23 protein-coding genes, 6 tRNA genes, 3 rRNA genes and 1 pseudogene (1 of these 33 only partly in view) are annotated in these 24,043 nt (G+C 44.1%); 20 read left to right on the top strand and 13 right to left on the bottom strand.

Annotated features, from left to right (window positions below):
• The first annotated feature begins 34 nt into the window (after window positions 1-34).
• From ACYQ3Q_RS05080 to ACYQ3Q_RS05065, 4 genes are all read left to right on the top strand, one after another.
• Window positions 35-661: a cytochrome b N-terminal domain-containing protein gene (locus ACYQ3Q_RS05080; RefSeq protein WP_459927540.1), complete on the top strand. Its 627-nt coding sequence runs from the start codon at window positions 35-37 to the stop codon at window positions 659-661.
• 35 nt (window positions 662-696) lie between these two features.
• A complete protein-coding gene (locus tag ACYQ3Q_RS05075) occupies window positions 697-1,110 on the top strand; it encodes a hypothetical protein (RefSeq protein WP_459927539.1) in 414 nt (137 codons plus the stop codon).
• 16 nt (window positions 1,111-1,126) lie between these two features.
• Entirely contained in the window at window positions 1,127-2,590 is a 1,464-nt protein-coding gene (locus tag ACYQ3Q_RS05070; RefSeq protein ID WP_459927538.1) for a hypothetical protein, read from the top strand.
• 101 nt (window positions 2,591-2,691) lie between these two features.
• Window positions 2,692-3,591, top strand: a complete 900-nt coding sequence (locus ACYQ3Q_RS05065) for a selenium metabolism-associated LysR family transcriptional regulator (protein ID WP_459927537.1) — start codon at window positions 2,692-2,694, stop codon at window positions 3,589-3,591.
• 39 nt (window positions 3,592-3,630) lie between these two features.
• On the opposite strand, the gene ACYQ3Q_RS05060 is transcribed toward ACYQ3Q_RS05065, so the two are convergent.
• The 3 genes from ACYQ3Q_RS05060 to ACYQ3Q_RS05050 are packed head-to-tail and all read right to left on the bottom strand — an operon-like array spanning window position 3,631 to window position 5,008.
• Window positions 3,631-4,122, bottom strand: coding sequence for a YeeE/YedE thiosulfate transporter family protein (locus tag ACYQ3Q_RS05060; RefSeq protein WP_459927536.1), 492 nt, complete (start codon window positions 4,120-4,122; stop codon window positions 3,631-3,633).
• Window positions 4,123-4,137: 15 nt separating this feature from the next.
• A complete protein-coding gene (locus ACYQ3Q_RS05055; protein ID WP_034145422.1) occupies window positions 4,138-4,368 on the bottom strand; it encodes a sulfurtransferase TusA family protein in 231 nt (76 codons plus the stop codon).
• Window positions 4,369-4,378: 10 nt separating this feature from the next.
• Window positions 4,379-5,008, bottom strand: coding sequence for a YeeE/YedE thiosulfate transporter family protein (locus ACYQ3Q_RS05050; RefSeq protein WP_459927535.1), 630 nt, complete (start codon window positions 5,006-5,008; stop codon window positions 4,379-4,381).
• 372 nt (window positions 5,009-5,380) lie between these two features.
• Here ACYQ3Q_RS05050 and mutT point away from each other — a divergent pair, with 372 nt between their 5' ends.
• The 8 genes from mutT (at window position 5,381) to ACYQ3Q_RS05010 (ending at window position 9,279) form a co-directional block, all read left to right on the top strand.
• Complete coding sequence (gene mutT, locus ACYQ3Q_RS05045) at window positions 5,381-5,767, top strand: 8-oxo-dGTP diphosphatase MutT (RefSeq protein WP_459927534.1); 387 nt, start codon at window positions 5,381-5,383, stop codon at window positions 5,765-5,767.
• Between the two features lie 923 nt (window positions 5,768-6,690).
• A 16S ribosomal RNA gene (locus ACYQ3Q_RS05040) occupies window positions 6,691-8,452 on the top strand.
• 312 nt (window positions 8,453-8,764) lie between these two features.
• Window positions 8,765-8,848: transfer RNA gene (locus ACYQ3Q_RS05035), tRNA-Tyr, on the top strand.
• Window positions 8,849-8,854: 6 nt separating this feature from the next.
• Window positions 8,855-8,931 (top strand) — tRNA-Lys (locus ACYQ3Q_RS05030).
• An 8-nt stretch (window positions 8,932-8,939) separates the two neighbouring features.
• Window positions 8,940-9,014, top strand: a tRNA-Gly gene (locus ACYQ3Q_RS05025).
• A 13-nt stretch (window positions 9,015-9,027) separates the two neighbouring features.
• Window positions 9,028-9,102, top strand: a tRNA-Cys gene (locus ACYQ3Q_RS05020).
• 10 nt (window positions 9,103-9,112) lie between these two features.
• Window positions 9,113-9,199, top strand: a tRNA-Leu gene (locus ACYQ3Q_RS05015).
• Between the two features lie 3 nt (window positions 9,200-9,202).
• Window positions 9,203-9,279, top strand: a tRNA-Val gene (locus ACYQ3Q_RS05010).
• 769 nt (window positions 9,280-10,048) lie between these two features.
• Here the strand turns inward: ACYQ3Q_RS05010 and ACYQ3Q_RS05005 are convergent.
• The 6 genes from ACYQ3Q_RS05005 to yyaC form a co-directional block, all read right to left on the bottom strand.
• Complete coding sequence (locus ACYQ3Q_RS05005; protein ID WP_459927533.1) at window positions 10,049-10,501, bottom strand: ATP-binding protein; 453 nt, start codon at window positions 10,499-10,501, stop codon at window positions 10,049-10,051.
• Window positions 10,502-10,785: 284 nt separating this feature from the next.
• Window positions 10,786-11,661 carry an IS3 family transposase gene (locus ACYQ3Q_RS05000; protein ID WP_459927236.1) on the bottom strand — a complete coding sequence of 292 codons (876 nt, stop codon included), beginning with the start codon at window positions 11,659-11,661 and terminating at the stop codon, window positions 10,786-10,788.
• Between the two features lie 23 nt (window positions 11,662-11,684).
• On the bottom strand, window positions 11,685-11,972 hold the full coding sequence (locus ACYQ3Q_RS04995; RefSeq protein ID WP_459927235.1) for a transposase: 288 nt from the start codon (window positions 11,970-11,972) through the stop codon (window positions 11,685-11,687).
• Window positions 11,973-12,012: 40 nt separating this feature from the next.
• Window positions 12,013-12,447 carry a type II toxin-antitoxin system VapC family toxin gene (locus ACYQ3Q_RS04990; RefSeq protein WP_459927532.1) on the bottom strand — a complete coding sequence of 145 codons (435 nt, stop codon included), beginning with the start codon at window positions 12,445-12,447 and terminating at the stop codon, window positions 12,013-12,015.
• Complete coding sequence (locus ACYQ3Q_RS04985) at window positions 12,431-12,658, bottom strand: type II toxin-antitoxin system Phd/YefM family antitoxin (RefSeq protein ID WP_459927531.1); 228 nt, start codon at window positions 12,656-12,658, stop codon at window positions 12,431-12,433. Before ACYQ3Q_RS04985 ends, ACYQ3Q_RS04990 begins: the two co-directional genes overlap by 17 nt.
• 187 nt (window positions 12,659-12,845) lie before the next feature.
• A complete protein-coding gene (gene yyaC / locus ACYQ3Q_RS04980) occupies window positions 12,846-13,490 on the bottom strand; it encodes a spore protease YyaC (RefSeq protein ID WP_459927530.1) in 645 nt (214 codons plus the stop codon).
• A 400-nt stretch (window positions 13,491-13,890) separates the two neighbouring features.
• Here yyaC and ACYQ3Q_RS04975 point away from each other — a divergent pair, with 400 nt between their 5' ends.
• Both ACYQ3Q_RS04975 and truA read left to right on the top strand, forming a co-directional pair.
• Entirely contained in the window at window positions 13,891-14,211 is a 321-nt protein-coding gene (locus ACYQ3Q_RS04975; protein WP_459927529.1) for a DnaJ family domain-containing protein, read from the top strand.
• Window positions 14,212-14,464: 253 nt separating this feature from the next.
• Window positions 14,465-15,202 carry a tRNA pseudouridine(38-40) synthase TruA gene (truA, locus tag ACYQ3Q_RS04970; protein ID WP_459927528.1) on the top strand — a complete coding sequence of 246 codons (738 nt, stop codon included), beginning with the start codon at window positions 14,465-14,467 and terminating at the stop codon, window positions 15,200-15,202.
• A 272-nt stretch (window positions 15,203-15,474) separates the two neighbouring features.
• On the opposite strand, the gene ACYQ3Q_RS04965 is transcribed toward truA, so the two are convergent.
• Both ACYQ3Q_RS04965 and ACYQ3Q_RS04960 read right to left on the bottom strand, forming a co-directional pair.
• Window positions 15,475-15,849 (bottom strand): hypothetical protein, encoded by a 375-nt coding sequence (locus tag ACYQ3Q_RS04965; RefSeq protein ID WP_459927527.1) that lies wholly within the window; start codon window positions 15,847-15,849, stop codon window positions 15,475-15,477.
• A 28-nt stretch (window positions 15,850-15,877) separates the two neighbouring features.
• Window positions 15,878-16,066 (bottom strand): hypothetical protein, encoded by a 189-nt coding sequence (locus ACYQ3Q_RS04960; RefSeq protein WP_459927526.1) that lies wholly within the window; start codon window positions 16,064-16,066, stop codon window positions 15,878-15,880.
• Window positions 16,067-16,180: 114 nt separating this feature from the next.
• Between ACYQ3Q_RS04960 and ACYQ3Q_RS28700 the strand changes: the two are divergent.
• A pseudogene (locus ACYQ3Q_RS28700) lies at window positions 16,181-16,342 on the top strand (YoqH family protein); the annotation flags it as partial.
• Between the two features lie 87 nt (window positions 16,343-16,429).
• On the opposite strand, the gene ACYQ3Q_RS04955 reads toward ACYQ3Q_RS28700, so the two are convergent.
• Entirely contained in the window at window positions 16,430-16,810 is a 381-nt protein-coding gene (locus ACYQ3Q_RS04955) for an ATP-binding cassette domain-containing protein (protein WP_459927525.1), read from the bottom strand.
• Between the two features lie 493 nt (window positions 16,811-17,303).
• On the opposite strand from ACYQ3Q_RS04955, the gene ACYQ3Q_RS04950 reads away from it, so the two are divergent.
• Entirely contained in the window at window positions 17,304-17,786 is a 483-nt protein-coding gene (locus ACYQ3Q_RS04950; protein ID WP_459927524.1) for a GNAT family N-acetyltransferase, read from the top strand.
• Between the two features lie 504 nt (window positions 17,787-18,290).
• Window positions 18,291-19,880: an NAD(P)/FAD-dependent oxidoreductase gene (locus ACYQ3Q_RS04945; RefSeq protein WP_459927523.1), complete on the top strand. Its 1,590-nt coding sequence runs from the start codon at window positions 18,291-18,293 to the stop codon at window positions 19,878-19,880.
• A 396-nt stretch (window positions 19,881-20,276) separates the two neighbouring features.
• Here the strand turns inward: ACYQ3Q_RS04945 and ACYQ3Q_RS04940 are convergent, their stop codons facing one another.
• Window positions 20,277-20,471, bottom strand: a complete 195-nt coding sequence (locus ACYQ3Q_RS04940; RefSeq protein WP_459927522.1) for a hypothetical protein — start codon at window positions 20,469-20,471, stop codon at window positions 20,277-20,279.
• A 108-nt stretch (window positions 20,472-20,579) separates the two neighbouring features.
• Between ACYQ3Q_RS04940 and ACYQ3Q_RS04935 the strand changes: the two genes are divergently transcribed.
• From ACYQ3Q_RS04935 to ACYQ3Q_RS04925, 3 genes are all read left to right on the top strand, one after another.
• Window positions 20,580-22,341: ribosomal RNA gene (locus ACYQ3Q_RS04935) — 16S ribosomal RNA — on the top strand.
• Window positions 22,342-22,434: 93 nt separating this feature from the next.
• Window positions 22,435-22,731, top strand: coding sequence for a hypothetical protein (locus tag ACYQ3Q_RS04930; RefSeq protein WP_459927521.1), 297 nt, complete (start codon window positions 22,435-22,437; stop codon window positions 22,729-22,731).
• Between the two features lie 157 nt (window positions 22,732-22,888).
• Window positions 22,889-24,043, top strand: a 23S ribosomal RNA gene (locus tag ACYQ3Q_RS04925); it runs 2,348 nt beyond the window's last position.
• Together the 16S and 23S rRNA genes form the textbook arrangement of a ribosomal RNA operon.

Below are 24,043 nucleotides of genomic sequence, written 5' to 3'. Positions count from 1 at the left end.
GGCAATTCTGAGTAAGCTGGATAGGGAGAATTAGATGGGAAAGCAAAGAAACAATTCCTTTACGGGACATATTCGCCCCCGCCAAATAAAGGCGGGTGCTCTGCGCTTGAGAGCCACATTCTGTTTGGGCGGGTTTTCCTTTTTGGCCTTTATAGTATTAACTATAACTGGTGTGTTACTCTTGTTCTATTACCAGCCTGGAGATCGGGCTTTTGCTTCTCTTAGTGAGATAGATTCCGTGCTGCCTTACGGGGGATTTACCCGATCCTTGCATTTCTGGGCAGGCCAGATGATGGTGATTAGCGTTTTTCTGCATATGGTACGGGTTGTTTGGTCGAGGGCTTATCGCCCTTTACGCGAGCTTAATTGGATTACGGGGGTAGTGCTTTTTGGCTTGACAGTGATCTTAGATTATTCCGGTTATCTGCTTCGCGGGGGGCAAGAAAGCGGGGCCGCGGCAACCGTTGGACAAGCTCTGTTCACGTCCTTACCGGGTGGACAAGGTTTGGCAACCGTTTTTTTTGGCCAACCTTCGCCCCTCAACGGCAGTACCTTAAATATGTTTGTCTGGCATGTTTTTATTTTGTCAGGTACAGCTGGGTTTTTGCAGATGTTTCATTTTTGGCGGATCCGGCGAGGCGGAGGGGTTCGACCTTTGTAAGGAAGCCTTTGTATATGGACGTGAGGTGAGAATACATGGACCCAATAGAAAGCGACGGGCTTCAAGTACCAGAAAAAGTTGAGTACAGCGGACGCCGGGAAAAAGTACCCTTGATCGAATTGCAGGTGAGGGAATACATTAGCACTTTTCTTTGGTTGGGCCTTTTATTTGCGTTAACTGCTGGACTGAAAGTCCCTTTGGATAGCTCGCCAAGGGCTGCGGCGGTAAGCATATCCAAAGCCCCCTGGGTATTTGGCGCAATCCAATGGTTGTTACAACGGTACCCGGCGTGGCTGAGTGGGTGGGTTATACCTCTTCTGTCTATGGCAATGCTATTAACCCTGCCTTGGTGGGGGCAAAAAGTGGGCAAGAGGAGGGCTTGGATAATTTTCCTGATCCTGAGTTTGGTTTGGGTAGGATTAACTTTCTTATATATGTTTATGGGGTGAAGGAGGATTTTCCAACATGACCAAGCGATCGCGATTAATAATACTTTTGGGGTTAGCAATTATCTTTTGCTTCACTATGGTTTCCTTAGCGGTCGATTCGTTTCGCTCTTCCCCTTGGCAGGACTGGCAAACAAAGTATTTCCAAGCGCAGATTGAAGAACTTCAGGGGGCTATGTCTATAGCTCAAGGGGAAGGGCAAGTAAAGAAATTAGAACAGGAAATTACAGAGTGGCAGGATAAGAAGCCTGCTCTGCAGGAGATACGCCTATCAAACGGTCGCATTGAACGTTGCACCACTTGTCATATGGGGATTGAAGAAATTTCGGAATCTCACCCCAGTGATAGTCTTGGGTGTACAGTTTGTCACGGAGGGAATGCCTTGTCTGTGGATGAGCAGACGGCCCATGAGGGGATGTATGGCGGGGGGCACCCTGGTCGGTTAGAGGTGGCCCGCTTAAGTTGCGGAGGTAACTCGGAAGTTGGGCAATGTCATAGTGGAAATCGGCAAGAGGCTGACAATCAGGTGGATTTGCTTACCACTGCCTTAATGGCCAGTAAAGGGGGGGAACTCTCCATGACTAGGTATATGCACGGGCTGGACATCCCGCCACGGGTGCTGTTAAAACCCGGGGAGACCGCTGCTGATTTTCCAGCGCCTTTTAACCATCGTGGGGAAGAGCAGAAATTCCAGCAGAACTGTTTGGCAGTTTGCCACCTGACTGGGGGAGAACTACCGGGGCAAAAAGTCCAGGCCAACGGGTGTGAGAGCTGTCATGTGCTAAGTAATCCACAGCACACCTATGAGGGAAAGGATGTCACGATCCCCAAGTCAAAGTCAGGTTATGGGATATCCCACTCTCTGACCGTGCAAATCCCCTACACTCAGTGTAATCAATGTCATAATCAGGGGGATTATAAAGTCGACACTATGGATTTTATTCCTCGCCCTGATTTAGAGCGTGTTAAAGCTTCGCCCCCCCCGGACAAGGAGAGCTTGGAGACGCGTTGGCAGAATGTATATTCCCCGGGATTGGTCTTTACCAAATGCGAAGTCAATTTGGACTGTATCGACTGCCATACCCGCCAAGAGACCATGGGAGACGGGGAGATGTACTACTCTGAATGGAATGCGTTGAAAATCCAATGTCGAGATTGCCATGGAAGTACGGTTAGTAAGCCTATTGAGTGGAAAATAACGGACAAATCCGACATGGCCTGGGTGGAAGCCCGCATCAATCCAGTCTTTCCCCCTCTCGAAATGGGGGATGTCGTTCTGAAGACGGCAAAGGGCGAGGAATTAGCTTACGTCCGTCTGGAAGACGCTAAATGGTTCAGTTACCGTAAAACGAATGGAGAAAAATATCTAATTCCGCAGGTTCTTGACAGTCAATGCCGCCAGGACCCGGATAAACAGTCTTCCGATGATTGCCATAAATGCCATGATGTCTCGAAGGATAAACCTTCTTCGGGAGGAGAGTGAACATGTTGAACGAACGTTAAATTGATTGAATTCTAAAGTGCTTGGCTATACAATACTAATATACGTTATATCCTTAGAAACTAGAGGATGGTGAAATTAGATTGGATAGTAACCAGCTCAAGATTTTTTGTATGGTAACGCGCCAGCAAAGTTTTTCTAAAGCAGCAAAGTTATTGCACATGAGCCAACCGGCTGTTAGCACACACGTTAAAAATTTAGAAGAATTCTACCAAGGGCAATTGTTTGCCCGGACTCCACAGGGCGTGACGCTTACCAAGGCTGGCGAAGTCTTTTATAACTATGCACAAAAAATCCTTGACCTTCAAGACGAAATGGAACAACAAATCGAAACCGTCTTCAAGCATGAAAACAATCAAGTCGTGGTTGGGGCAAGTACCACCATCGGAAATGTCTCTCTTCCCTGCTCGATCTATTTATTTAAAGAACAATACCCAGAGGTCGAGCTTTGTTTAAATATTGCCAATGCCGAAGAGGTTCTGAGTATGGTTATGTCGGATGTCGTTGATATAGGGGTTGTGGAAGGCGACACAGAGTCTTCTACACTCAAATCGCTGCATGTTACTTCGGACGAATTAGTGCTGATTGTCCCTCCCCAGCATCCCGCTGAAGGAGTTATATCCCTGCAAGACTTCTTGAAACACCCGCTAATTATGCGAGAAGATGGATCTGGCACACGAAAAATTTTGGCAACAGCTTTAGCGCGTCATGGCTATTCGGTGAATCAGCTGAACGTGATTACCGAGATGAAGAATATCTATGCCATTAAATCTGCCGTTGAGGCTGGGTTAGGTGGATCGGTTATGCCATTACTGGCGGTTCGCAAAGAAGCTTACACGGGGACTCTTAAAGTTCTAAGGATTATCGACATGGATATGCCTCTTATCTTTAATATTGTTTATCCTAATAATCGCCCACTTACGACTAAGGCAAAGCTATTTATTAAATTCCTCACCAATCCTGAAGAAAGCTGTCTTTGTTGAACATAGATACAAATGTAAGAGACAGCGCGAGCTGTCTCTTTACATTAAATATTTAAGGAGAAGTTTTGACCCTAGCCAAGCTCCCAAAAAGACTGCGATTGCAAAAATCCATCCGGTCAGAGAGCTAGAAGCAATTCCGTTCAACAGGGCGCCTACATTGCAACCATAAGCAATTCGTGCTCCGTATCCCATGAGCAGTCCCCCGATTAAAGCCGAAAAAAAGAACTTTTTATCACGAATGGGCCGAAAGCGAACCTGCGAAGCGACCAAGGTTGACCAAAAAGCACCCAGCAACAACCCGAAGTTCAAATAGGTTCCCGAGGCAGCCATTAATTCCTCAAATGTAAAGCCTCGGTCTGTAAGAATACCAAGGTTAGTACCGATCCATTCCGCCCAAATTTCAATATTTAAAGTAACTCCCCATGGTTGACCCCTCACGATTAGCACAAGAATATTGAGCAGACCTAAAATAATGGCCCCTATCCAATAAGCCCAAGGACCATGGATGATTGTCTGTAAAGTCTTTCTCATCGCTTCACACTCTCTCTAATCATGCGTTTTCGTCAGTTCAAGGCGCCATATTCCATTCGCAACTTCTTTCTCTTCAATAATATATCGATTGGCTTTTGCCCAAACGACGATACCCCTTGAGGTACAACTGTGTTCAGTCTCAAGGACCAAAATATCACCGCATTGCATGGACAATAACTTTTTTTTTGCTTTAATCAGGGGAATTGGACACATTTCTCCCCATATATCAAGTGCAAAACGAGTCATAGTCGTTCACCTATTCCCCTAATTGTTTTTTTTGCCACCATCTAGCCAACTGCCATAAGGCGGACAATGCAATTATCTCCAGAATAAGGGTTGGAACCCAACCTAACACATCCGGCAAGAAGATCCCCGGCCATTCACCAAAGGCGTTTCTCCAGTTTATCACCGATCGCTCTCCTACAACAGAGCCCACAACTAAACCGAAAAAAGCCACTAATTGCATGGCAAAACCTTCCCCAATACGGATTATAATTCCCGTTGAACAGCCGCCAGCCAACACCATTCCTATCCCGAACAACAGACCACCGACAAGGGTATGCACGCCTAAGGGGAAAACATTAAGGCTCAACGGGATATTTCTCTGCGCAGCTCCCCAGGAAACCAGCGCAAAGCCAAGGATACTAATCCCTAAAAGCAACAGAAAGGCTCGAGTGAGTTGGGTCATACCGATTAAGATTGGATCACGCAAAGCAGACACAAGACAAAAACGGGATTTTTGTAAGACAAAACCCAAGCATATTCCTAGAGTCAGGAGTAGGGTAAGACGGATACTTATTTGAGACAGAAGAGCGATTAACAACGTAAGAAATAGAATAAATCCGATGTTCCATTTCCGTTGGGAATGAAAAGTACTATTATCCATCTAGCTCTCCTCTTCTTATAGTTTAACAATTAAATCTGGATAATACTATTACTTCTGGATAATACTATTACTTCTTAATTCGACTGCGACAGTAAAATTCCTTTTTAAAATAGTCGAAAAGAAGAAAAAACTCCGATTTAGAATGGTCCCATAAACTGCTTAACTCACTTTTTCTAATTAGTAACTTATTTCGAGGTGGCAAAGAGACTCTAGAAAATGCATAAAACGAGAAGTAAGAGAAGAACTTAATGTTGACGTACAGGTGCCTAATAACCATAAGATCACAGGATTATTAGGATTGAAGCACTGCTTTACTAGACCGGGGCAAAAAAGAAAATTTAGAGCTAAAGCTTAGAACTAAAGGATGAGACTATGAAGGAAGTAACAGCAGCAATCATTTTAAAAGATAACCAAGTCTTGATTGCTCAAAGGGCACCTGGAGAAAATTTAGCAGGCAAGTGGGAGTTTCCAGGTGGTAAAACGGAACCCGGAGAGACTCCTCAGGAATGCTTAAAACGAGAAATCAAAGAAGAACTGGATGTAGAGATCGATGTTTCAGAGTTCTTCGGTGAAAGTATCTACGAGTATCATAATGGAACCATCAAACTGCTGGCTTTCTGGTGCAGGTGGATATCGGGAGCCTTAACGTTGAAAGTGCACAGCCAGATCGCTTGGGTTAATCACCATGAGTTAGACTTATATGACTTTGCCCCTGCAGATATTCCACTTGTGGAAAAGTTAAAGGCAGTCATGATATAGAGGTTTAAGCATCCCAAATTATCATTACCTAATCGAAAAAAAAGCATTATAACTTTTTAAGAAAAGTGCAATAAATATGTAAAGAACAACAATTCCCTTCATCATTAATGAATTCAACCCACCATTCAGGTGGGTTGAATTCATTTTTGGCCTAGTAAACTTTTCATTACTTCATCAATCCGGGCGAATTAATAATCCTTACCATTGGTGAGGAAAAATTTGATATCCATCCCGGAGATAATTGGTGTATACCGGGGGATACTGAGCATGGTGCCGATGTGATCGAAAATTCCATGGCCATTGAGGTATTCTGCCCTATTCGGGAAGATTATTTATCGTAATAAACCTTAAGGCATTCGGACAATTGAGTGTCTTTTAGCAAGTGTTTTATATTTAATGGAACGGATAGTCTATGGTCTTTTCAACACTAGAACCTATTATATTATGAAGTTTAATTGTAGTGCAGAATTGGTAAAACAATTCTGCACTATAATTAAACGCTGGAATTCATCACCAACAGCCCAAGTATATGCAGACATGTTTGAACTTGGTGCAGGCAAAAAGCTACGTCTGTCAATGATGAAGCGCAGAGCCGGATGCCTTAAAAGTAAATTAGTTGTTGACAACACAAGTTGAAAATGCTACGATCTGTCTCCGGCCCAAACGGGCTTAAGAATCAAGGTGATCGAAAATGCAAGGAGATCATACTTCAAGCTACTTGATCAAAACTGAGTTTCAATTAGTCATTGACAACTAGAGTTTAAGATGCTAAGATGTATTTCTGGCCTAAACATCCCTGTTTGAGCCACAGCCATGGTCTTTGAAAACTAAACAACAAGGACAGCCAATGAGAGAAACTCGCAAGAGTTTCAAAATAAATCATGAGCGAATCATCTTCTTCAAGTAAGAAGTTTGAATAACTTTTTTTGGAGAGTTTGATCCTGGCTCAGGACGAACGCTGGCGGCGTGCCTAACACATGCAAGTCGAACGCCGGAAGTCAGATGACAGAGGCCAGAAGCCAGAAGGGAAAAACCCTAATCTGGCATCCGGTTTCTGACATCTGACAACCGGAGTGGCGGACGGGTGAGTAACGCGTGGGTAACCTACCCATAAAGCCGGGACAACCCTTGGAAACGAGGGCTAATACCGGATAATCTTAGATGCTGGCATCAGCGTTTAAGGAAAGGTGGCCTCTGAGTATGCTACCGATTATGGATGGACCCGCGTCTGATTAGCTAGTTGGTGGGGTAAAGGCCTACCAAGGCGACGATCAGTAGCCGGCCTGAGAGGGTGAACGGCCACACTGGGACTGAGACACGGCCCAGACTCCTACGGGAGGCAGCAGTGGGGAATCTTCCGCAATGGACGAAAGTCTGACGGAGCAACGCCGCGTGTATGATGAAGGTCTTCGGATTGTAAAGTACTGTCTTTGGGGAAGAATGACTGATTTGAAAATATTGAGTCAGTATGACGGTACCCAAGGAGGAAGCCCCGGCTAACTACGTGCCAGCAGCCGCGGTAATACGTAGGGGGCAAGCGTTGTCCGGAATTATTGGGCGTAAAGGGCGCGTAGGCGGATCGTTAAGTCTGGTGTGAAAGATCAGGGCTCAACCCTGAGAGTGCATCGGAAACTGGGGATCTTGAGGACAGGAGAGGAAAGTGGAATTCCACGTGTAGCGGTGAAATGCGTAGATATGTGGAGGAACACCAGTGGCGAAGGCGACTTTCTGGACTGTAACTGACGCTGAGGCGCGAAAGCGTGGGGAGCAAACAGGATTAGATACCCTGGTAGTCCACGCCGTAAACGATGAGTGCTAGGTGTAGAGGGTATCGACCCCTTCTGTGCCGCAGTTAACACAATAAGCACTCCGCCTGGGGAGTACGGCCGCAAGGTTGAAACTCAAAGGAATTGACGGGGGCCCGCACAAGCGGTGGAGCATGTGGTTTAATTCGACGCAACGCGAAGAACCTTACCAGGGCTTGACATCCTACGAATCTCTAGGAAACTAGGGAGTGCCCTTCGGGGAGCGTAGAGACAGGTGGTGCATGGTTGTCGTCAGCTCGTGTCGTGAGATGTTGGGTTAAGTCCCGCAACGAGCGCAACCCCTGTGTTTAGTTGCTAACGCGTGAAGGCGAGCACTCTAGACAGACTGCCGGTGATAAACCGGAGGAAGGTGGGGATGACGTCAAATCATCATGCCCCTTATGTCCTGGGCTACACACGTGCTACAATGGCCGGTACAGACGGAAGCAAAGCCGTGAGGTGGAGCAAATCCGAGAAAGCCGGTCTCAGTTCGGATTGCAGGCTGCAACTCGCCTGCATGAAGTCGGAATCGCTAGTAATCGCAGGTCAGCATACTGCGGTGAATACGTTCCCGGGCCTTGTACACACCGCCCGTCACACCACGAAAGTCTGCAACACCCGAAGCCGGTGAGGTAACCGGTCCAGAGGACAGAGGGCAGAAGCCAAGACGGAAGTCAGTGGTCAGAAGCCAGAGGTCAGAGTAGAGTTAGTCTAAATAGACTACATGCATCTGACATCTGGCCTCTGATAACCGATCTCTGAAAAGGCATCTGAGTTCTGACCTCTGGATTGGAGCTAGCCGTCGAAGGTGGGGCCGATGATTGGGGTGAAGTCGTAACAAGGTAGCCGTATCGGAAGGTGCGGCTGGATCACCTCCTTTCTAAGGAGAACCAAATCGAGGTTTGAAGCTCGATGCGCGAGGCACGAAGGAGACGAGTGCTAAGACATCGAAAGAATCTCTGGTTTTATCCTAATGGTCGATTCTTTTAAAGGACGCAAGTCTGGCGAGAGATCATTAGAGTCGAAAGACTCATGCCGAGGGATCGGCAACTCATTGGTATGAACTGTTGTTTAGTTTTGAGAGACCAGATGATCGAATTCCGAAATCCGATGCCCGAAATCCGAAAGGATGACGGAATATGGAGGAGGGATTTCGTTGTATGGAATCTAATAAAGCCAAAACGTTTAACATGGGTAGGTGGCCGAGTGGTTAAAGGCGACAGACTGTAAATCTGTTCCGCGAGGTACGATGGTTCGAATCCATCCCTGCCCACCAAATTATGGGCCATTAGCTCAGTCGGCTAGAGCACCTGACTTTTAATCAGGGTGTCCCGCGTTCGAGTCGCGGATGGCCCACCAATCAATTTGCGGGTGTAACTCAGTGGTAGAGTGTCACCTTCCCAAGGTGAAAGTCGCGAGTTCGAATCTCGTCTCCCGCTCCACTTTCATTTTCTTGGCGGCATAGCCAAGTGGTAAGGCAGAGGTCTGCAAAACCTCTATTCCTCAGTTCAAATCTGAGTGCCGCCTCCAAACGATTCATGCCGATGTGGCGTAACTGGCAGACGCACGGGACTTAAAATCCCGCGGATTAATCCCCGTACCGGTTCGATTCCGGTCATCGGCACCATATGGGTTTGTAGCTCAGCTGGTTAGAGTACCGCGTTGACATCGCGGGGGTCGGAGGTTCGAGTCCTCTCAAACCCACCATATGAACTTTAAAGCTTCTCTTCGGAGGAGCTTTTTTCGTGCCCTAAAACCTGATCTCAATCATATGTGATAAGTTACCAATTACTAGCTGCTCTCATCAATAAAAAAACATCATGTTGATCAAATAATTCTTCAACATGATTCAAACAAAATAATAGCTACCATGGCAAGATTTTTCGATAAGTGCTTTTGCGACCAAGATCGTCGTTCTTTGTTGGTTAATCCTAAAATTTTTTATTATACTTAGACAGTTAATGAAGAATTTGTGATAATATTGGAAATATTAACACTTGTAGTAAAACATTGTAGGCAGTAAGCGAATGAACGAAAGCGATATCACTTTTGCTGGGTAAGCAAACAGATACAGATACTGACACTATCCGTAAAAATGAAGGGGCGTGAAAACAAAACCAGTAAACTATTTAGACCTAAATTATTGCAACGAAAACGTATAAATAAAATACTTGAGGAGATATTTGAAGTCTCGCTTTTTCTCTTGCTCTCCTCAAGGTTTTTACATCCATCAAACGAATAATCAATATAAGTCTGTTTTATACAGAAGGCAATTTAATTGAAGTATTTTATGCTACGGTAAACGGAGGAAACGTTAGTGAAAGAAAGCCTACAATGAGAACTTAGAGGAAAACAATTCGACAAAGTTAATCGAAGCTAAAACGAAAACTAGACCTAGAAGAGAAAAATCTCTCCAAGGTCTAGTTTCACGTTTCGGGGAGAAGTTCGTTAAGCGTTACCTTACTACAGTACGCAACTATAGAATAATGCTTGCTTTAAAGACTCTGTCTTCGGCTGTGAAGGAATACACGCCGGCGTATTTTTGTACTATCGCTGCAATGCTTTTCGTACCAAGACCATGATTTTCCTCCGTGCTTACCGGCATGTCGTCGACAAAGATGATCGTGCCATCGAAGCTGTTGGTGATTTGTATGTAGAGCTTATTATTGTTGACTTTGGAGACGATTTTTAAGGTTCTGTCATTTTCGATGTTGATGCTATTGCAAGCATTAATAGCATTTTCAATGGCATTAGCAAAAATTACACAAAGGTCCATATCGGATACGGCGTTATTCTCCGGGAGATTGATCTGAGTTTCAACATTAATTTGTTCATTCTTTGCCTTCGTAATATAGGAAGATAGAATCAAATTGACCGTATAGTTAAAACAGTCGAGATTTACTATGAAAATAAATTTTATTGATGACATATCAAAATTAGACTTAATCGAAATAACTAAAAATAATTAGTAAGGAATGGAGTTGTCAAATTTGGTTTAGTCCCTAAACTCGTAATTTTAGTACCAATTTATGGTTATAATATAACTGGCTCTTATCTACAGGCAGGATAGTGAAATGCTGGAGAGCAACACGAGCGGCCGGTAGAGTTCTGCTAAGGATAGCCAGGGGATATATTTAATCACCCTGGTATCTTTATTTCTATCCTTAGGAGAACCAAAAAGCGATAAACTCAAGAGGCGAAGCCTCTTAACTGTTACACCGCTTGGGGTAAACGCTCTCGATAATACTGTGAACGCATTACTAGGGGCGGATAACCTCCGTTTGGAGTGTAAATTCGTTTCCGATTGTAATAGGTTTCTATAAATCTAAACACTATGCTTTTAATCTTTTCCATACTCATTGTTTCGGTTCTGAATTTATAGATGCTTTCTTTCTTTAATGTGGCAAAAAAGGACTCCATTCTGGCATTGTCATAACATTTACCAGTACTGCTCATACTCTGTTTCGCACCATGCTGGGCGAGTGCTTGACGGTAGATCCCGCTTGTGTATTGACTACCCCTGTCCGAATGAAAGACCATCCCATAGGCTTGATACCTCTTAACACCCGAGGTAAAGGCTTCGACACATAGCTCGGCTCTCATGTGATTTGCCATTTTAAATCCCACGATACTTCCATCGAAACAATCCAATACGGCGGCTAAATAAAGCTTTCCGTCAGCCGTTGGGATTTCTGTGACATCTCCAAGCCATTTTTGATTGGGTGATACTGCAGAAAAGTCTTGTTTGATGAGATTGGCACTGGCTTGAGCGGCTAGATCTGCTTTGGTTATTCCTCTACAGTGATGTTTCTTCTTGAGCATAAGATGGTTGATTTTACAGAGCTTAAGGATTACATAATAGCTACCGGTATAGCCTTGATAAAGTTTTAAATGGAGATAAATCCTGTATGCTCCATAGTCCGGGTTGTCCGCACGAATTTGAAGGATCTTAGCCAAAAGTTCTTCGTATTTGTAAGGCTTGGACTGCCTTTTTAACCACTTATAATATCCGGCTTCACTAACCAGTAATACTCTGCACATGGTTTTTATGCTGTGCTTGGTTTTCTCTTTAGTTTTGTGAAACCACATCCAATGAAAAAGCTCTCGTGCAGCTATTTCTTTTGGCTCTCTGCGAAAAAACCTAAGGCCCTTTTTAGAATATCATTGGCGGCTTCAAGGTCTTTAATCTTCTTTTCCATTGCTTTGGTTTCAGCTGTTTTTGGGTCAATACGTTTATGTCCGCTGCCAACAAAACTTACTTCTCCATACCGTTTTGATTGATTTTTCCATGAGTATAGCGTTGTTACTGGAATCCCCAGTTTCTCTGAGGCAGCCGTCGTCCCTAATTCGTAAGACAACTTGATGGCCTCTTGTTTGAAGTCTTTGTCGTATTCTCGCATCTGGATTTACCTTCTTTCGTTTTTCCTATTCTTACCAGAATTACGAGTTTTCTGACTTAACTAAAATGATACTACTCCAGAAGTCATCGGGTGTAATTGCTGTAACTGGTGACTCTGCGAAGTCTTTTAGATTGCGAGTAATGATTAACTCAAGCCTCCTACGTTTGGCACAAGTTGCCAACAAAGCATCTTCATAATCATCCATTGACAGACTGAGTGCTTTCTCGCAGTCACTTCTTGTAACGTCAATAACTTCAAGTATGTTGAAAATTGTTGAAAGTATCTGCTTTGCTTGATTGGTATCATGAAAATATTTTTTAAGGAAATAGTAAATATCGGTTACAGAACTTGCAGTTATGGATGCAGTTAACTTATCTTCCGCAACATACCTAAAAATCTTTTCGGCAGAGACATTATGAGGAGTACGATTCATCAAAGCATCAAGCATGACATTTGTATCAATCAATACGTTCATATTTTTTTAACCTTTCTTCTCTTGCCTGTTCTAGAGTCATATCATTGGGAATAATACCAAACAATGATTCCACCATTTTTACCTTATCTTCTTTTAAAGGAGAGAGTTTTGCAATACCCTTTCCATTCTTCGTGATGATAATGTCCTCCTCATTAACGAGTGTTAAATACTTCCCAATGTTATTTTTAAATTCAGTCGCCGTAATAAGCATACAAACCACTCCTTGTCCAAAATATTAGATGATTTCATCATATCATAATCGCACGATATTGCAATTGCAAATCGTGCGATTATGTGTAGGGGAAAGTAGTTTCCTGTCAAATCAAACACTCTTATCAATTTGCTCAGTGTAGAATACCTAAAATCCTTGATATTGAAAACGGTACGGGCCGGTAACTCTAGGAGCACTGACTCTGGTTATTTCTGTTATTAACTAAAGAATCCCTACGAGAGGCAGGTACTGCCTGCCAAATTAGATGCGTGATATCTGAGGCAAGCTTCATCACCGTATGAAGGCGAGTGCACTGCAGAACCTGAAGCTCAAAAAAGCCACCTATATTGACAATCCCCATAATCGAAATATCACCTACTGTGGGCAAATACTTATGAACAGCTGCTCCTGGCGTTAAAGGGGAGTTGGAAAGGGTAATCTTACCGATATCTTCAAGTTTACCTAGACAGGCATCAATCGCTAGGACTATATCAGGATTATATAGGGTCGAAGCCTTTTTGAGTTCTTGAATCAGGTTTTGGGCGTGTAGAGGTTCATCCAGTGTCCCTAATACCGTATAACCCAGACGCTTTAAATTTGTCCCAACCAGTGGTCCCAGACAGTCACCCGTTGCTCGATCCGTACCGATACAGATGAAGAGAATCTTTTTCATGTTAGTGAGTTCTTTTAAAGTTGAGACGAAAGATAGGTTATCCCTGTAATTATAGGTAAATGTATTAACTGAGGTTTGGATGCGTCTTGAATTATCTATAATTATTACACCCCCATGAATCAGATCCCGTCCATTCTCGACAAGTGTTATAACTAACATCAGTTCTTAGTTGTAGTACTGATTTTCTCAGAGATGAAGAACGAACTATCATCTAATAGCTCCTATTAGTCATTGTATAAGCGAGAGTGAAATATATGCCTGAAAATGAGAATGGATAATGACGAACCTACAAAGGTTTTAAGTGTTCAAGCTATGGACAATGTAAAAAACTAGAGGAGTAAAATGAACATTGGCGAACAATCTCCTGAAAAGATAAAACGCAGCGCCTGCGCTGCTTATATTTGAATTGCTGCAAGACCAAACGATCCCAAGGAGTTCTTAAATGAACTTAAAAGGGTATTATTAAAAACTGTAGAAGCATGAAGTACAATGCCTAACACATGTTGTTCATCATATAATACAAAAACAAATAAATTTGTAATTGTGAGGGGATAGCAACATGAAGGATGTCTTTAGTATTCTAACGGAACGGAGAATTCTGGAAGCCATAGCGAGAGGTGATTCCAATAACCTTCCTGGTGCAGGAAAACCTTTAAAGATTGATGGCCTTTACTTTTTGCCCCGGAAGCTTAGAGCAGCATACATTGTCCTTAAAAACTCAGGCTATCTCGATCAAACCAGCAAAGGAAACGATCGTTTTTTGCCTCCTGCGACGGAACAATTAGACTCATCTGATGAAGACTCTTCTATTTCTAAACAAGAACTTTCTGAAAAGGTCCTAAATCATAACGTCATGATGGATTGCAGACGTAGGAAGTGAATACTTCAACTAAGTGGATCATCGAGTTTCACGATATGGTAAAATTAATTAAGTAACTAAATGAGCTTAGTTGGATGATTTTAGGTTTCTATGGCGAGACTATTACAAAACTAAAAATTATTAAACCTCACTTAAAATATCTCTTAGGAACATTATTGTAGTATACTAACATGTATGCATACATGGTTATGGGGAAAGTTAAATTAAGGCAAATGCAAACATGGGGAACGTAAATAAATAAAAGGTGGCACATATGAGAAATTTAAAAATGACTATAAGCTATGACGGTTTCAAATATAAAGGATGGCAAAAACAAAAAGAGACGGATCTAACGATACAAGGTAAAATCGAAGCTGTCTTATCTAAAATGACAGGAGAAGCAATTCAGATAGTGGGTTGTGGAAGAACGGATTCAGGGGTACATGCTGAAAATTATATCGCGAATTTTCATACAAAATCTACGTTTACTACCGACACTATCTTAGATTATTTATATGAGTATTTACCTGAGGATATAGGGGTTAAATCTATCGAAGAGGTACCTGAGCGATTTCATGCCAGATATAATGTTAAGTCAAAAACCTACGTCTATAGAATAAATAACAAAAAGTTTAGGGATGTATTTAATAGAAAGTATACATATCATCTTGCGGAGAAACTTGATTTAAGCGAAATAAGAAAAGCTACGGAGGTCTTAATTGGCAGTCATGATTTCCAAAGTTTTACGAACATAAAAAACAGTGACAAATCGACGATCAGAACGATCAATTACATTAATATAATAGAAAAGGATGGACTTTTAGACATAGAGGTTAATGGGAATGGCTTCTTATGGAATATGGTGAGAATCATTGTCGGAACGCTTATCGAAGTAGGTAAAGGTAATCTTAAACCAAAAGAGGTTGAAAAAATATTAAATGAAAAGAAACGATGGGAAGCAGGACCCTTAGCCCAAGCAAAAGGCTTATTCCTAAGAGATGTTAGATATTAAGGCTTAAGGAACTACGTCTAAGCAACTGATCGGAAGAGCCTTACCGGAGTTTTTGATGAAGAAGACAGTAAAAGTGTTCACTCGCTGAGCGATATAGAAAACTTGGTTAGCGCCAAGACTTCAGGCGCAGGCGGTCGCCATAGTTGCACTAATGTTTCCAGAAAGTATACAACTGAAAGTTATACTTTCTGACTAGTATAAAGAAAAGAACAAGGCGTATGCCGCTTGACGCGAAGCACCACCTTGTTCGACTAGTGAAGAGGATTATTCGTTTAACAGTATGGTTTCTTGTAAAGCTCGATTTTTTTTAAGCCGTTTTTGCGAGCCATTGTAACCCAGCCTCTATCGCCAAAGAAAAGGAACATGTGTCTAAAGAATAGGAAATTAAGGCCAATATAGATATTATCAGTCCTGGTAACCTGCGCATGTTTGATGTTCTCTGCAATTGCTGAAAAGGCGTCCTGAAGCTTTTGAATGGGTTTTTTCATAAAAGGTGCGTCTTTAGCGGCAACCATCATGGGGCCTGCTCCGATCAGCACGCCGAAACAGAACTCCGCATTGATATGTTGGCTATAGCTCTTGATCACTCTGACTGCCTCAAGGTTTATTTCTGGTTCGGGAAACCCGCAGTTAACAATCGCAAACACTTTGACCTTGTTACTTACCACTTTATTTTCAGTATAGTAATGGTTCGGCTACTTGCCTTGCGATATCGTTTGCCTCGATATTATTCTCATTGATACCCAATTGCTGAGGATCTAAAAAAGAAATTTCTTGCTTAAGATTTTCGAACGATTCCTGATCAACCCAGTACTTATAAAGTAATTCAAATACAGCTCTTTCGTTATCGGCCGTTATCTTCATTAGGCTACCTCCAATCCTTAAAAAATTTGTGGCTAAGTTATGAATTACTGTCCTTTCTCGAATGCAGTTAGTATGTCTTGAAGTAATTTTGTTTACACCTTTCTCAAACTATATCCATCCCCACAAACTCCGCCTACTTTTTCAGGAACTCTCTCTTTCCCAACGGCGGCATCTTTGACACCGGATACTATAATTAGAGTTTTTCCTGCCAATAGTACTACGGGCAATCAAGGACCTGTAAGAATGCAGGGACGTTTAAGTCATTGCCATAGATGAATTTTCGGGATGGAGCGGATGCGGAATTACTCATAGGAAAGAGCATTGCTTACTGGCATCTGAGAAGCCTTCCAGGAGGGATAGAAGCTAGCCAAGGCAGCGAAGAGGATGACAATCACCAGCCAGATCACATAACCAGAGATCGATGGCGCAAATTCCAGCGGGGGGGGCCGACAATACCACCCCTTCATTTTTACCGCGCCATTTTGATATCTGATTTTCACTCATGGCGTGAATGGCTTTTTCTCCGAGGATGATTTCTCCGGAGGTTGGTTTGTCAATCCCTGCGATCATATTCATCAACGTTGATTTACCGCTGCCCGACTTTCCGACTACGGAAACAAATTCTCCCTGATTAATGGTCAGGCTTATTCCTTTGAGAGCATTGAAAGTACCTGCAGACGTTATGAAGGTTTTTCCGACGTTATGCAAATTCAATAATGCTTGCTGCTTTGATTCTCTAGACATATTTCTCACTCCTTCTCTAAATGATTAGTGTATAATTATCCATAACTGAACACTTTGTATGGTTTACTATAAGGGATCTTTAGTTTGCAAGTATATAATCAATCTCGAGGGAATGTACGTTATGAAACAATTCGTTTAAATTGTTCGGAAATGGGGGAGTGGAATGAATAATAATGAACCGAACCGAAGAACAGTAAAAACCCGAATATTTTCAGGAGCTAGTAAACCCTTGCATTCATTCCATAATATCCGTTGAATCTAGATTTTAGGAAACTATCAATTTAATACTGCCATGGAAAAAGGAAAGTAATCAGCTCTCGTTATCCTTAGGGAGAATAGAGCATAATTCTAAATAGTAAATTGGCAAAGAGAGACCAAAAAATCTGGTCTCTCTCAGCGTGGAAATTCATATTACACTATTTGAGGATCAGGTCTTGTAACGGTGGGTCTAGGGTGACAGCAAAAGGTTGCCTATTTGAAAGGAGAGTTAGATATGATTCGACTCTGTGATTTGAGTGAGAGTGACAAGATTTTTGTTATAATTAATGACGCTGCCCAAGCTTACCGGGGCATCATTCCGGTTGATCGATGGAAAGAACCGTATATGACGAAAGAAGAGCTTCAACACCAAATAGAGGAAGGTGTTGAGTTTTGGGGTTACGAAGAGGACGGTCAACTGCTTGGAGTTATGGGTATTCAACCGGTTAATGACGTTACCTTGATCCGACATGCTTATGTCCAAACTGTTAAAAGAAATTCAGGAATAGGTGGTAAACTATTATCACATCTCAAAACATTAACGAGTAAGCCAATCCTAATCGGTACATGGGCTGCAGCCGATTGGGCTATTAAATTTTATCAGAAACATGGATTTAGGGTTGTTTCAAGGGAAGAAAAAAACAGCTTGTTAAGAAAGTATTGGAATATTCCGGATCGTCAGGTGGAAACATCAGTTGTCTTGAAGGAGGCATACTAGTGTAGGCTAGAACTGCGGAGTGAGTCTACGAAAACTATTCCACTTTGATCTTTATAGTATATACGGCGTTGTAGCCGTATCCTTTTCTATTCCAATACCTGAGCACTCTAGCGGTAAAGGTCTTTGATGGTATTCGTATTAGATCTTCATAATTGAAGATAGCTGGTCTTATTATCTCCCCCTCTATTACAATAAATCCGAATGGTAACAATATGCCCAGGGGGTGATCACTGGCAGAGAATACGCTCTTGAATTTGACTTGACGGATGAAGAGATTGAACGGCGCTGAGAGGAAAAGTTCCGAAAGAATTAAGTAAAAGAACCGTTACCCTGTGTTAAGTTGCATTGGAAGTTGTGAAAAGCCTTATACTATACCCCTAGGCTAATTATTGTAGTATACTAACCCATGTCCATTAAGTCAGGCATGGGTTAGCCTGTTGTAAGGCAAATGTAAATAGCATTGTTTGCTTGTAGTCCATCAACTTAATCTGTTAGGAGAATACAATGATTAAAATTACTGACTTAATAGTAGCGCTAACGTATGATTTAAAAATGTTAGAGGACATTGTAGCAAAAAGGTTGCAAATTGAGCATAGTCGTATAGAGCGCATCAGTATTGCAAAACGCACGGTAAATGCTCGTAACAAACAGGACATTCATTTCAATATGACCGTTCTTGTATGTGTTTCAGGAGGCGAAAACGAAGTCATTTCAATGAACAAGGACAAATGTATCTCTAAAGAAATAGAGCTTATTTATACCGTGCCCAAGGACAAAAAGCTGAAAGAACGCCCTGTGATTGTAGGTTGCGGCCCAGCAGGGATGTTTGCGGCATTGATTCTGGCGCAAGCAGGGGCAAGACCCATTCTGCTGGAGCGGGGACTCGATGTAGATAGCCGAAAGAGAAAGGTATTAAAGTTTTGGCAGACCGGAATTCTTGATACCCAAACTAATGTACAGTTCGGTGAGGGAGGAGCGGGTACCTTTTCAGATGGCAAGTTGAAAATCGGTCAGAAGAATTCTCGTAAAATGAAGGTGCTTAGCGAGTTTGTGCAGGCCGGTGCGCCGCCTGAAATCATGTATTTAAGTAAGCCGCATATTGGCACTGATCGTTTGCAAGAAATAGTTAAGAGAATTCGGGAGCAAGTGATAAGCCTGGGGGGTGAGGTGCGCTTTAATGCAACCGTAACAGAAATACTGTTCAAGGAAGGACAGGTAACTGGTGTTCGTTTTGAAGAGAAGGGGAATAACACCGAAGTTTCTTCAGATAATGTTGTTCTGGCCATCGGACATAGCGCACGTGATACTTTTAAGAGTCTACTGAATAGCGGCGTTTATATGGAACAAAAGCCCTTTGCGATGGGAGTACGTATTGAACACGCCCAAGAGATGATCGATAAAATTCAGTACGGCGGCTTCGCTGGGCATCCTGAGCTTGGCGCAGCTGATTACAAAATGGTAGTACATCTGCAAAACGGAAGGGGCGTATATACTTTCTGCATGTGCCCAGGGGGGATAGTAGTTGCGGCGACGTCAGAGGAAAACGGCCTGACAACGAATGGAATGAGCGAATTCGCGCGGGACGGTAGAAATGCCAATACTGCGCTCTTAGTGACCCTTGAGAAGGGAGATTTTGGGAGCGAAGATCCACTTGCCGGTTGTGCTTTTCAGCGCAGGATAGAGGCAGCAGCATTCGCAGCAGGCGGCGGAGGATATAAAGCGCCGGTGCAAAGGTTGGAAGATTTTCTCCAAAAGCGCAAAACAATAGCTTTTGGTGATGTACTACCTACCTATCTGCCTGGAACTGAGTTCGCCGAGCTGGATTCATTTTTACCGGAATATATCACAAATTCGCTACGGCAAGCTATCAAAGAGATGGGCTTGTGGATGCCTGGCTTTGCCTATCCGGATGCGCTGCTGACGGGGGCCGAAACCCGCAGTTCTTCCCCAGTGCGCATAACAAGAGGGGACAGCTTAGAGGCCATTGGCATCAAAGGCCTTTACCCCTGCGGAGAGGGAGCAGGATACGCTGGAGGTATCATATCTGCTGCCGTGGACGGAGTGCTATGCGCAGAACAGATACTGGGCAGTTAATGCTCTTCCTAGATGCATTACCGTAACAAAACAACATTTTGACGCTCTTGAGTTTTATGGATAATAATAACAGTAGACAACTTAAACTAAAAGGTGTATTCTAATTGAGCGCCAAAAAAGCGCAGCGACTGAAAAATCAAAAGAGGTTAGACCTTCAAACTTTTCAATTGAAAGGAAGCAAATTAGTGTTGACAACTGAAGTTGAAAATGCTAAATGTGTATCTGGCCCAAAAACGTGCCGAAGCATCACAATGATTAAAAATGCTAGGAGTTTATGCTTCAAGCTACTTGATCGGAACTGAGAAAAATAGTTATTGACAACGAGAGTTGGAAATGATAGAATGCAATTCCGGCCGTAAACGGCTAAGAAACATGGTCTTTGGTCACCTCCCGCCATCACGGCATCTTGCCATCCATGGCGATGGTTCCTTTTCGCCATCCTTGGCTACAGAGACACTCGGCCATCCTTGGCCAGCGCTCTAATCTCGAACATCCATGTTCGAGTCTTGGCTCCGGTGACACCCAGACCTTGTCGAATATAATGTCATCCATGACATATTCAACACTAGGCACATTCATGTGCCGTCGCATGGTCTTTGAAAACTAAACAACAAGGACAGCCAATGAGAGAAACTCGAAAGAGTTTCAAAATAAATCATGAGCGAATCATCTTCTTCAAGTAAGAAGTTTGAATAACTTTTTTTGGAGAGTTTGATCCTGGCTCAGGACGAACGCTGGCGGCGTGCCTAACACATGCAAGTCGAACGCCGGAAGTCAGATGACAGAGGCCAGAAGCCAGAAGGGAAAAACCCTAATCTGGCATCCGGTTTCTGACATCTGACAACCGGAGTGGCGGACGGGTGAGTAACGCGTGGGTAACCTACCCATAAAGCCGGGACAACCCTTGGAAACGAGGGCTAATACCGGATAATCTTAGATGCTGGCATCAGTGTTTAAGGAAAGGTGGCCTCTGAGTATGCTACCGATTATGGATGGACCCGCGTCTGATTAGCTAGTTGGTGGGGTAAAGGCCTACCAAGGCGACGATCAGTAGCCGGCCTGAGAGGGTGAACGGCCACACTGGGACTGAGACACGGCCCAGACTCCTACGGGAGGCAGCAGTGGGGAATCTTCCGCAATGGACGAAAGTCTGACGGAGCAACGCCGCGTGTATGATGAAGGTCTTCGGATTGTAAAGTACTGTCTTTGGGGAAGAATGACTGATTTGAAAATATTGAGTCAGTATGACGGTACCCAAGGAGGAAGCCCCGGCTAACTACGTGCCAGCAGCCGCGGTAATACGTAGGGGGCAAGCGTTGTCCGGAATTATTGGGCGTAAAGGGCGCGTAGGCGGATCGTTAAGTCTGGTGTGAAAGATCAGGGCTCAACCCTGAGAGTGCATCGGAAACTGGGGATCTTGAGGACAGGAGAGGAAAGTGGAATTCCACGTGTAGCGGTGAAATGCGTAGATATGTGGAGGAACACCAGTGGCGAAGGCGACTTTCTGGACTGTAACTGACGCTGAGGCGCGAAAGCGTGGGGAGCAAACAGGATTAGATACCCTGGTAGTCCACGCCGTAAACGATGAGTGCTAGGTGTAGAGGGTATCGACCCCTTCTGTGCCGCAGTTAACACAATAAGCACTCCGCCTGGGGAGTACGGCCGCAAGGTTGAAACTCAAAGGAATTGACGGGGGCCCGCACAAGCGGTGGAGCATGTGGTTTAATTCGACGCAACGCGAAGAACCTTACCAGGGCTTGACATCCTACGAATCTCTAGGAAACTAGGGAGTGCCCTTCGGGGAGCGTAGAGACAGGTGGTGCATGGTTGTCGTCAGCTCGTGTCGTGAGATGTTGGGTTAAGTCCCGCAACGAGCGCAACCCCTGTGTTTAGTTGCTAACGCGTAATGGCGAGCACTCTAGACAGACTGCCGGTGATAAACCGGAGGAAGGTGGGGATGACGTCAAATCATCATGCCCCTTATGTCCTGGGCTACACACGTGCTACAATGGCCGGTACAGACGGAAGCAAAGCCGTGAGGTGGAGCAAATCCGAGAAAGCCGGTCTCAGTTCGGATTGCAGGCTGCAACTCGCCTGCATGAAGTCGGAATCGCTAGTAATCGCAGGTCAGCATACTGCGGTGAATACGTTCCCGGGCCTTGTACACACCGCCCGTCACACCACGAAAGTCTGCAACACCCGAAGCCGGTGAGGTAACCGGTCCAGAGGACAGAGGGCAGAAGCCAAGACGGAAGTCAGTGGTCAGAAGCCAGAGGTCAGAGTAGAGTTAGTCTAAATAGACTACATGCATCTGACATCTGGCCTCTGATAACCGATCTCTGAAAAGGCATCTGAGTTCTGACCTCTGGATTGGAGCTAGCCGTCGAAGGTGGGGCCGATGATTGGGGTGAAGTCGTAACAAGGTAGCCGTATCGGAAGGTGCGGCTGGATCACCTCCTTTCTAAGGAGAACCAAATCGAGGTTTGAAGCTCGATGCGCGAGGCACGAAGGAGACGAGTGCTAAGACATCGAAAGAATCTCTGGTTTTATCCTAATGGTCGATTCTTTTAAAGGACTTAACGTCTGGCGAGAGATCATTAGAGTCGCAAGACTCATGCCGAGGGATCGGCAACTCATTGGTAAGAGCTGTTGTTTAGTTTTGAGAGACCAGATGATCGAGGTCCGAAGTCCGATGTCCGAGATCCGAAAGGATAACGGGAGTTGGACGAAGGGTTTTGTGAAATGGAAACTCAGTCAGACGGGATTGAAGTTAAAGCAGAAATGTTTGACTACCGATCCTATATTTTTCAGCGAACGTGAATATAGAAGTAAGATAACGATCTTGTTTTAGCCCAAAGGCTAAAACTTCGATTCGAACATCGCGCCTCGAACTTCGCGCATCGCGTAATGTTCTTTGAAAACTGCATAGAGGAAATAATCTAGTAAAAAGTCGAAAGAATTCACTTTGAAACGTAAGTTTCAAATCAACCTAGAAGTAGCGATCAATAGGTCAAGCTACTAAGGGCGTACGGTGGATGCCTAGGCGCTAAGAGTCGATGAAGGGCGCGGTTAACAGCGAAATGCCACGGGGAGTCGTAAGCAGGCTTTGATCCGTGGATACCCGAATGGGGCAACCCAACCGGAGTCATATCCGGTTATCGTTAACTGAATACATAGGTTAACGAAGGCAACCCGGGGAACTGAAACATCTAAGTACCCGGAGGAAGAGAAAGAATAATCGATTCCCTGAGTAGCGGCGAGCGAAACGGGAACAGCCCAAACCCTACTCGAGATCCGAGGTCCGAAGTCAGAAGTCCGAGCTTAAGCTGAATCTCAAGAGGAATGCTTATATCGGACATCGGACATCGGAATTCTGATCTCGGGTAGGGGGTTGTAGGACCCTCTATTAAGAATGATTCCCTAGCTGAACAGAACTGGAAAGTTCGGGCAGAGAAGGTAACACCCCTGTAAACGAAAGGGAATCAAACTGTGAGGGAATCCTGAGTACCGCGGGACACGTGAAACCCCGTGGGAAACAGGGAGGACCACCTCCCAAGGCTAAATACTTCTTAGCGACCGATAGCGAACAAGTACCGTGAGGGAAAGGTGAAAAGCACCTCGGAAGAGGAGTGAAAGAGAACCTGAAACCGTGCGCTTACAAGCAGTTGTAGGTCGAGGTCCGAGGTCCGAAATCCGAAGTCCGATCCAGGTATTCTTAAAAGGAGTACATGCATCGGACATCGGACATCTGACCTCGGACTTCGGCTGGCAGCGTGCCTTTTGTAGAATGAACCGGCGAGTTATGGTATGTAGCGAGGTTAAGGCGAGAAGCTGGAGCCGAAGCGAAAGCGAGTCTGAAAAGGGCGACGAGTTACATGCTGTAGACCCGAAACCGTGTGATCTACCCATGGCCAGGGTGAAGGTGGGGTAAAACCTACTGGAGGCCCGAACTCACTGTCGTTGAAAAGGCAGGGGATGAGCTGTGGGTAGGGGTGAAATGCCAATCGAACACGGAGATAGCTGGTTCTCCCCGAAATAGCTTTAGGGCTAGCCTCAATTGATGACGTATGGCGGTAGAGCACTGAATAGGCTAGGGGCCTTACCAGGTTACCGAACCTTATCAAACTCCGAATGCCATACGATTTAGATTGGGAGTCAGACTG

The sequence above is a fragment of the Desulfosporosinus burensis genome (assembly GCF_054657535.1).
This window is presented reverse-complemented; position numbering and strand designations above follow the sequence as displayed.

Bases quoted from the DNA above. Each gene is read 5' to 3' on its own strand.
- ACYQ3Q_RS05080 (WP_459927540.1), top strand. From the start codon at position 35: ATGGGAAAGCAAAGAAACAATTCCTTTACGGGACATATTCGCCCCCGC.
- ACYQ3Q_RS05075 (WP_459927539.1), top strand. From the start codon at position 697: ATGGACCCAATAGAAAGCGACGGGCTTCAAGTACCAGAAAAAGTTGAG.
- ACYQ3Q_RS05070 (WP_459927538.1), top strand. From the start codon at position 1,127: ATGACCAAGCGATCGCGATTAATAATACTTTTGGGGTTAGCAATTATC.
- ACYQ3Q_RS05060 (WP_459927536.1), bottom strand. From the start codon at position 4,122: ATGAGAAAGACTTTACAGACAATCATCCATGGTCCTTGGGCTTATTGG.
- ACYQ3Q_RS05055 (WP_034145422.1), bottom strand. From the start codon at position 4,368: ATGACTCGTTTTGCACTTGATATATGGGGAGAAATGTGTCCAATTCCC.
- ACYQ3Q_RS05050 (WP_459927535.1), bottom strand. From the start codon at position 5,008: ATGGATAATAGTACTTTTCATTCCCAACGGAAATGGAACATCGGATTT.
- mutT (WP_459927534.1), top strand. From the start codon at position 5,381: ATGAAGGAAGTAACAGCAGCAATCATTTTAAAAGATAACCAAGTCTTG.
- ACYQ3Q_RS05005 (WP_459927533.1), bottom strand. From the start codon at position 10,501: ATGTCATCAATAAAATTTATTTTCATAGTAAATCTCGACTGTTTTAAC.
- ACYQ3Q_RS05000 (WP_459927236.1), bottom strand. From the start codon at position 11,661: ATGTGGTTTCACAAAACTAAAGAGAAAACCAAGCACAGCATAAAAACC.
- ACYQ3Q_RS04995 (WP_459927235.1), bottom strand. From the start codon at position 11,972: ATGCGAGAATACGACAAAGACTTCAAACAAGAGGCCATCAAGTTGTCT.
- ACYQ3Q_RS04990 (WP_459927532.1), bottom strand. From the start codon at position 12,447: ATGAACGTATTGATTGATACAAATGTCATGCTTGATGCTTTGATGAAT.
- ACYQ3Q_RS04985 (WP_459927531.1), bottom strand. From the start codon at position 12,658: ATGCTTATTACGGCGACTGAATTTAAAAATAACATTGGGAAGTATTTA.
- yyaC (WP_459927530.1), bottom strand. From the start codon at position 13,490: ATGTTAGTTATAACACTTGTCGAGAATGGACGGGATCTGATTCATGGG.
- ACYQ3Q_RS04975 (WP_459927529.1), top strand. From the start codon at position 13,891: ATGAAGGATGTCTTTAGTATTCTAACGGAACGGAGAATTCTGGAAGCC.
- truA (WP_459927528.1), top strand. From the start codon at position 14,465: ATGAGAAATTTAAAAATGACTATAAGCTATGACGGTTTCAAATATAAA.
- ACYQ3Q_RS04960 (WP_459927526.1), bottom strand. From the start codon at position 16,066: ATGAAGATAACGGCCGATAACGAAAGAGCTGTATTTGAATTACTTTAT.
- ACYQ3Q_RS04955 (WP_459927525.1), bottom strand. From the start codon at position 16,810: ATGTCTAGAGAATCAAAGCAGCAAGCATTATTGAATTTGCATAACGTC.
- ACYQ3Q_RS04950 (WP_459927524.1), top strand. From the start codon at position 17,304: ATGATTCGACTCTGTGATTTGAGTGAGAGTGACAAGATTTTTGTTATA.
- ACYQ3Q_RS04945 (WP_459927523.1), top strand. From the start codon at position 18,291: ATGATTAAAATTACTGACTTAATAGTAGCGCTAACGTATGATTTAAAA.
- ACYQ3Q_RS04940 (WP_459927522.1), bottom strand. From the start codon at position 20,471: ATGCGACGGCACATGAATGTGCCTAGTGTTGAATATGTCATGGATGAC.
- ACYQ3Q_RS04930 (WP_459927521.1), top strand. From the start codon at position 22,435: ATGGTCGATTCTTTTAAAGGACTTAACGTCTGGCGAGAGATCATTAGA.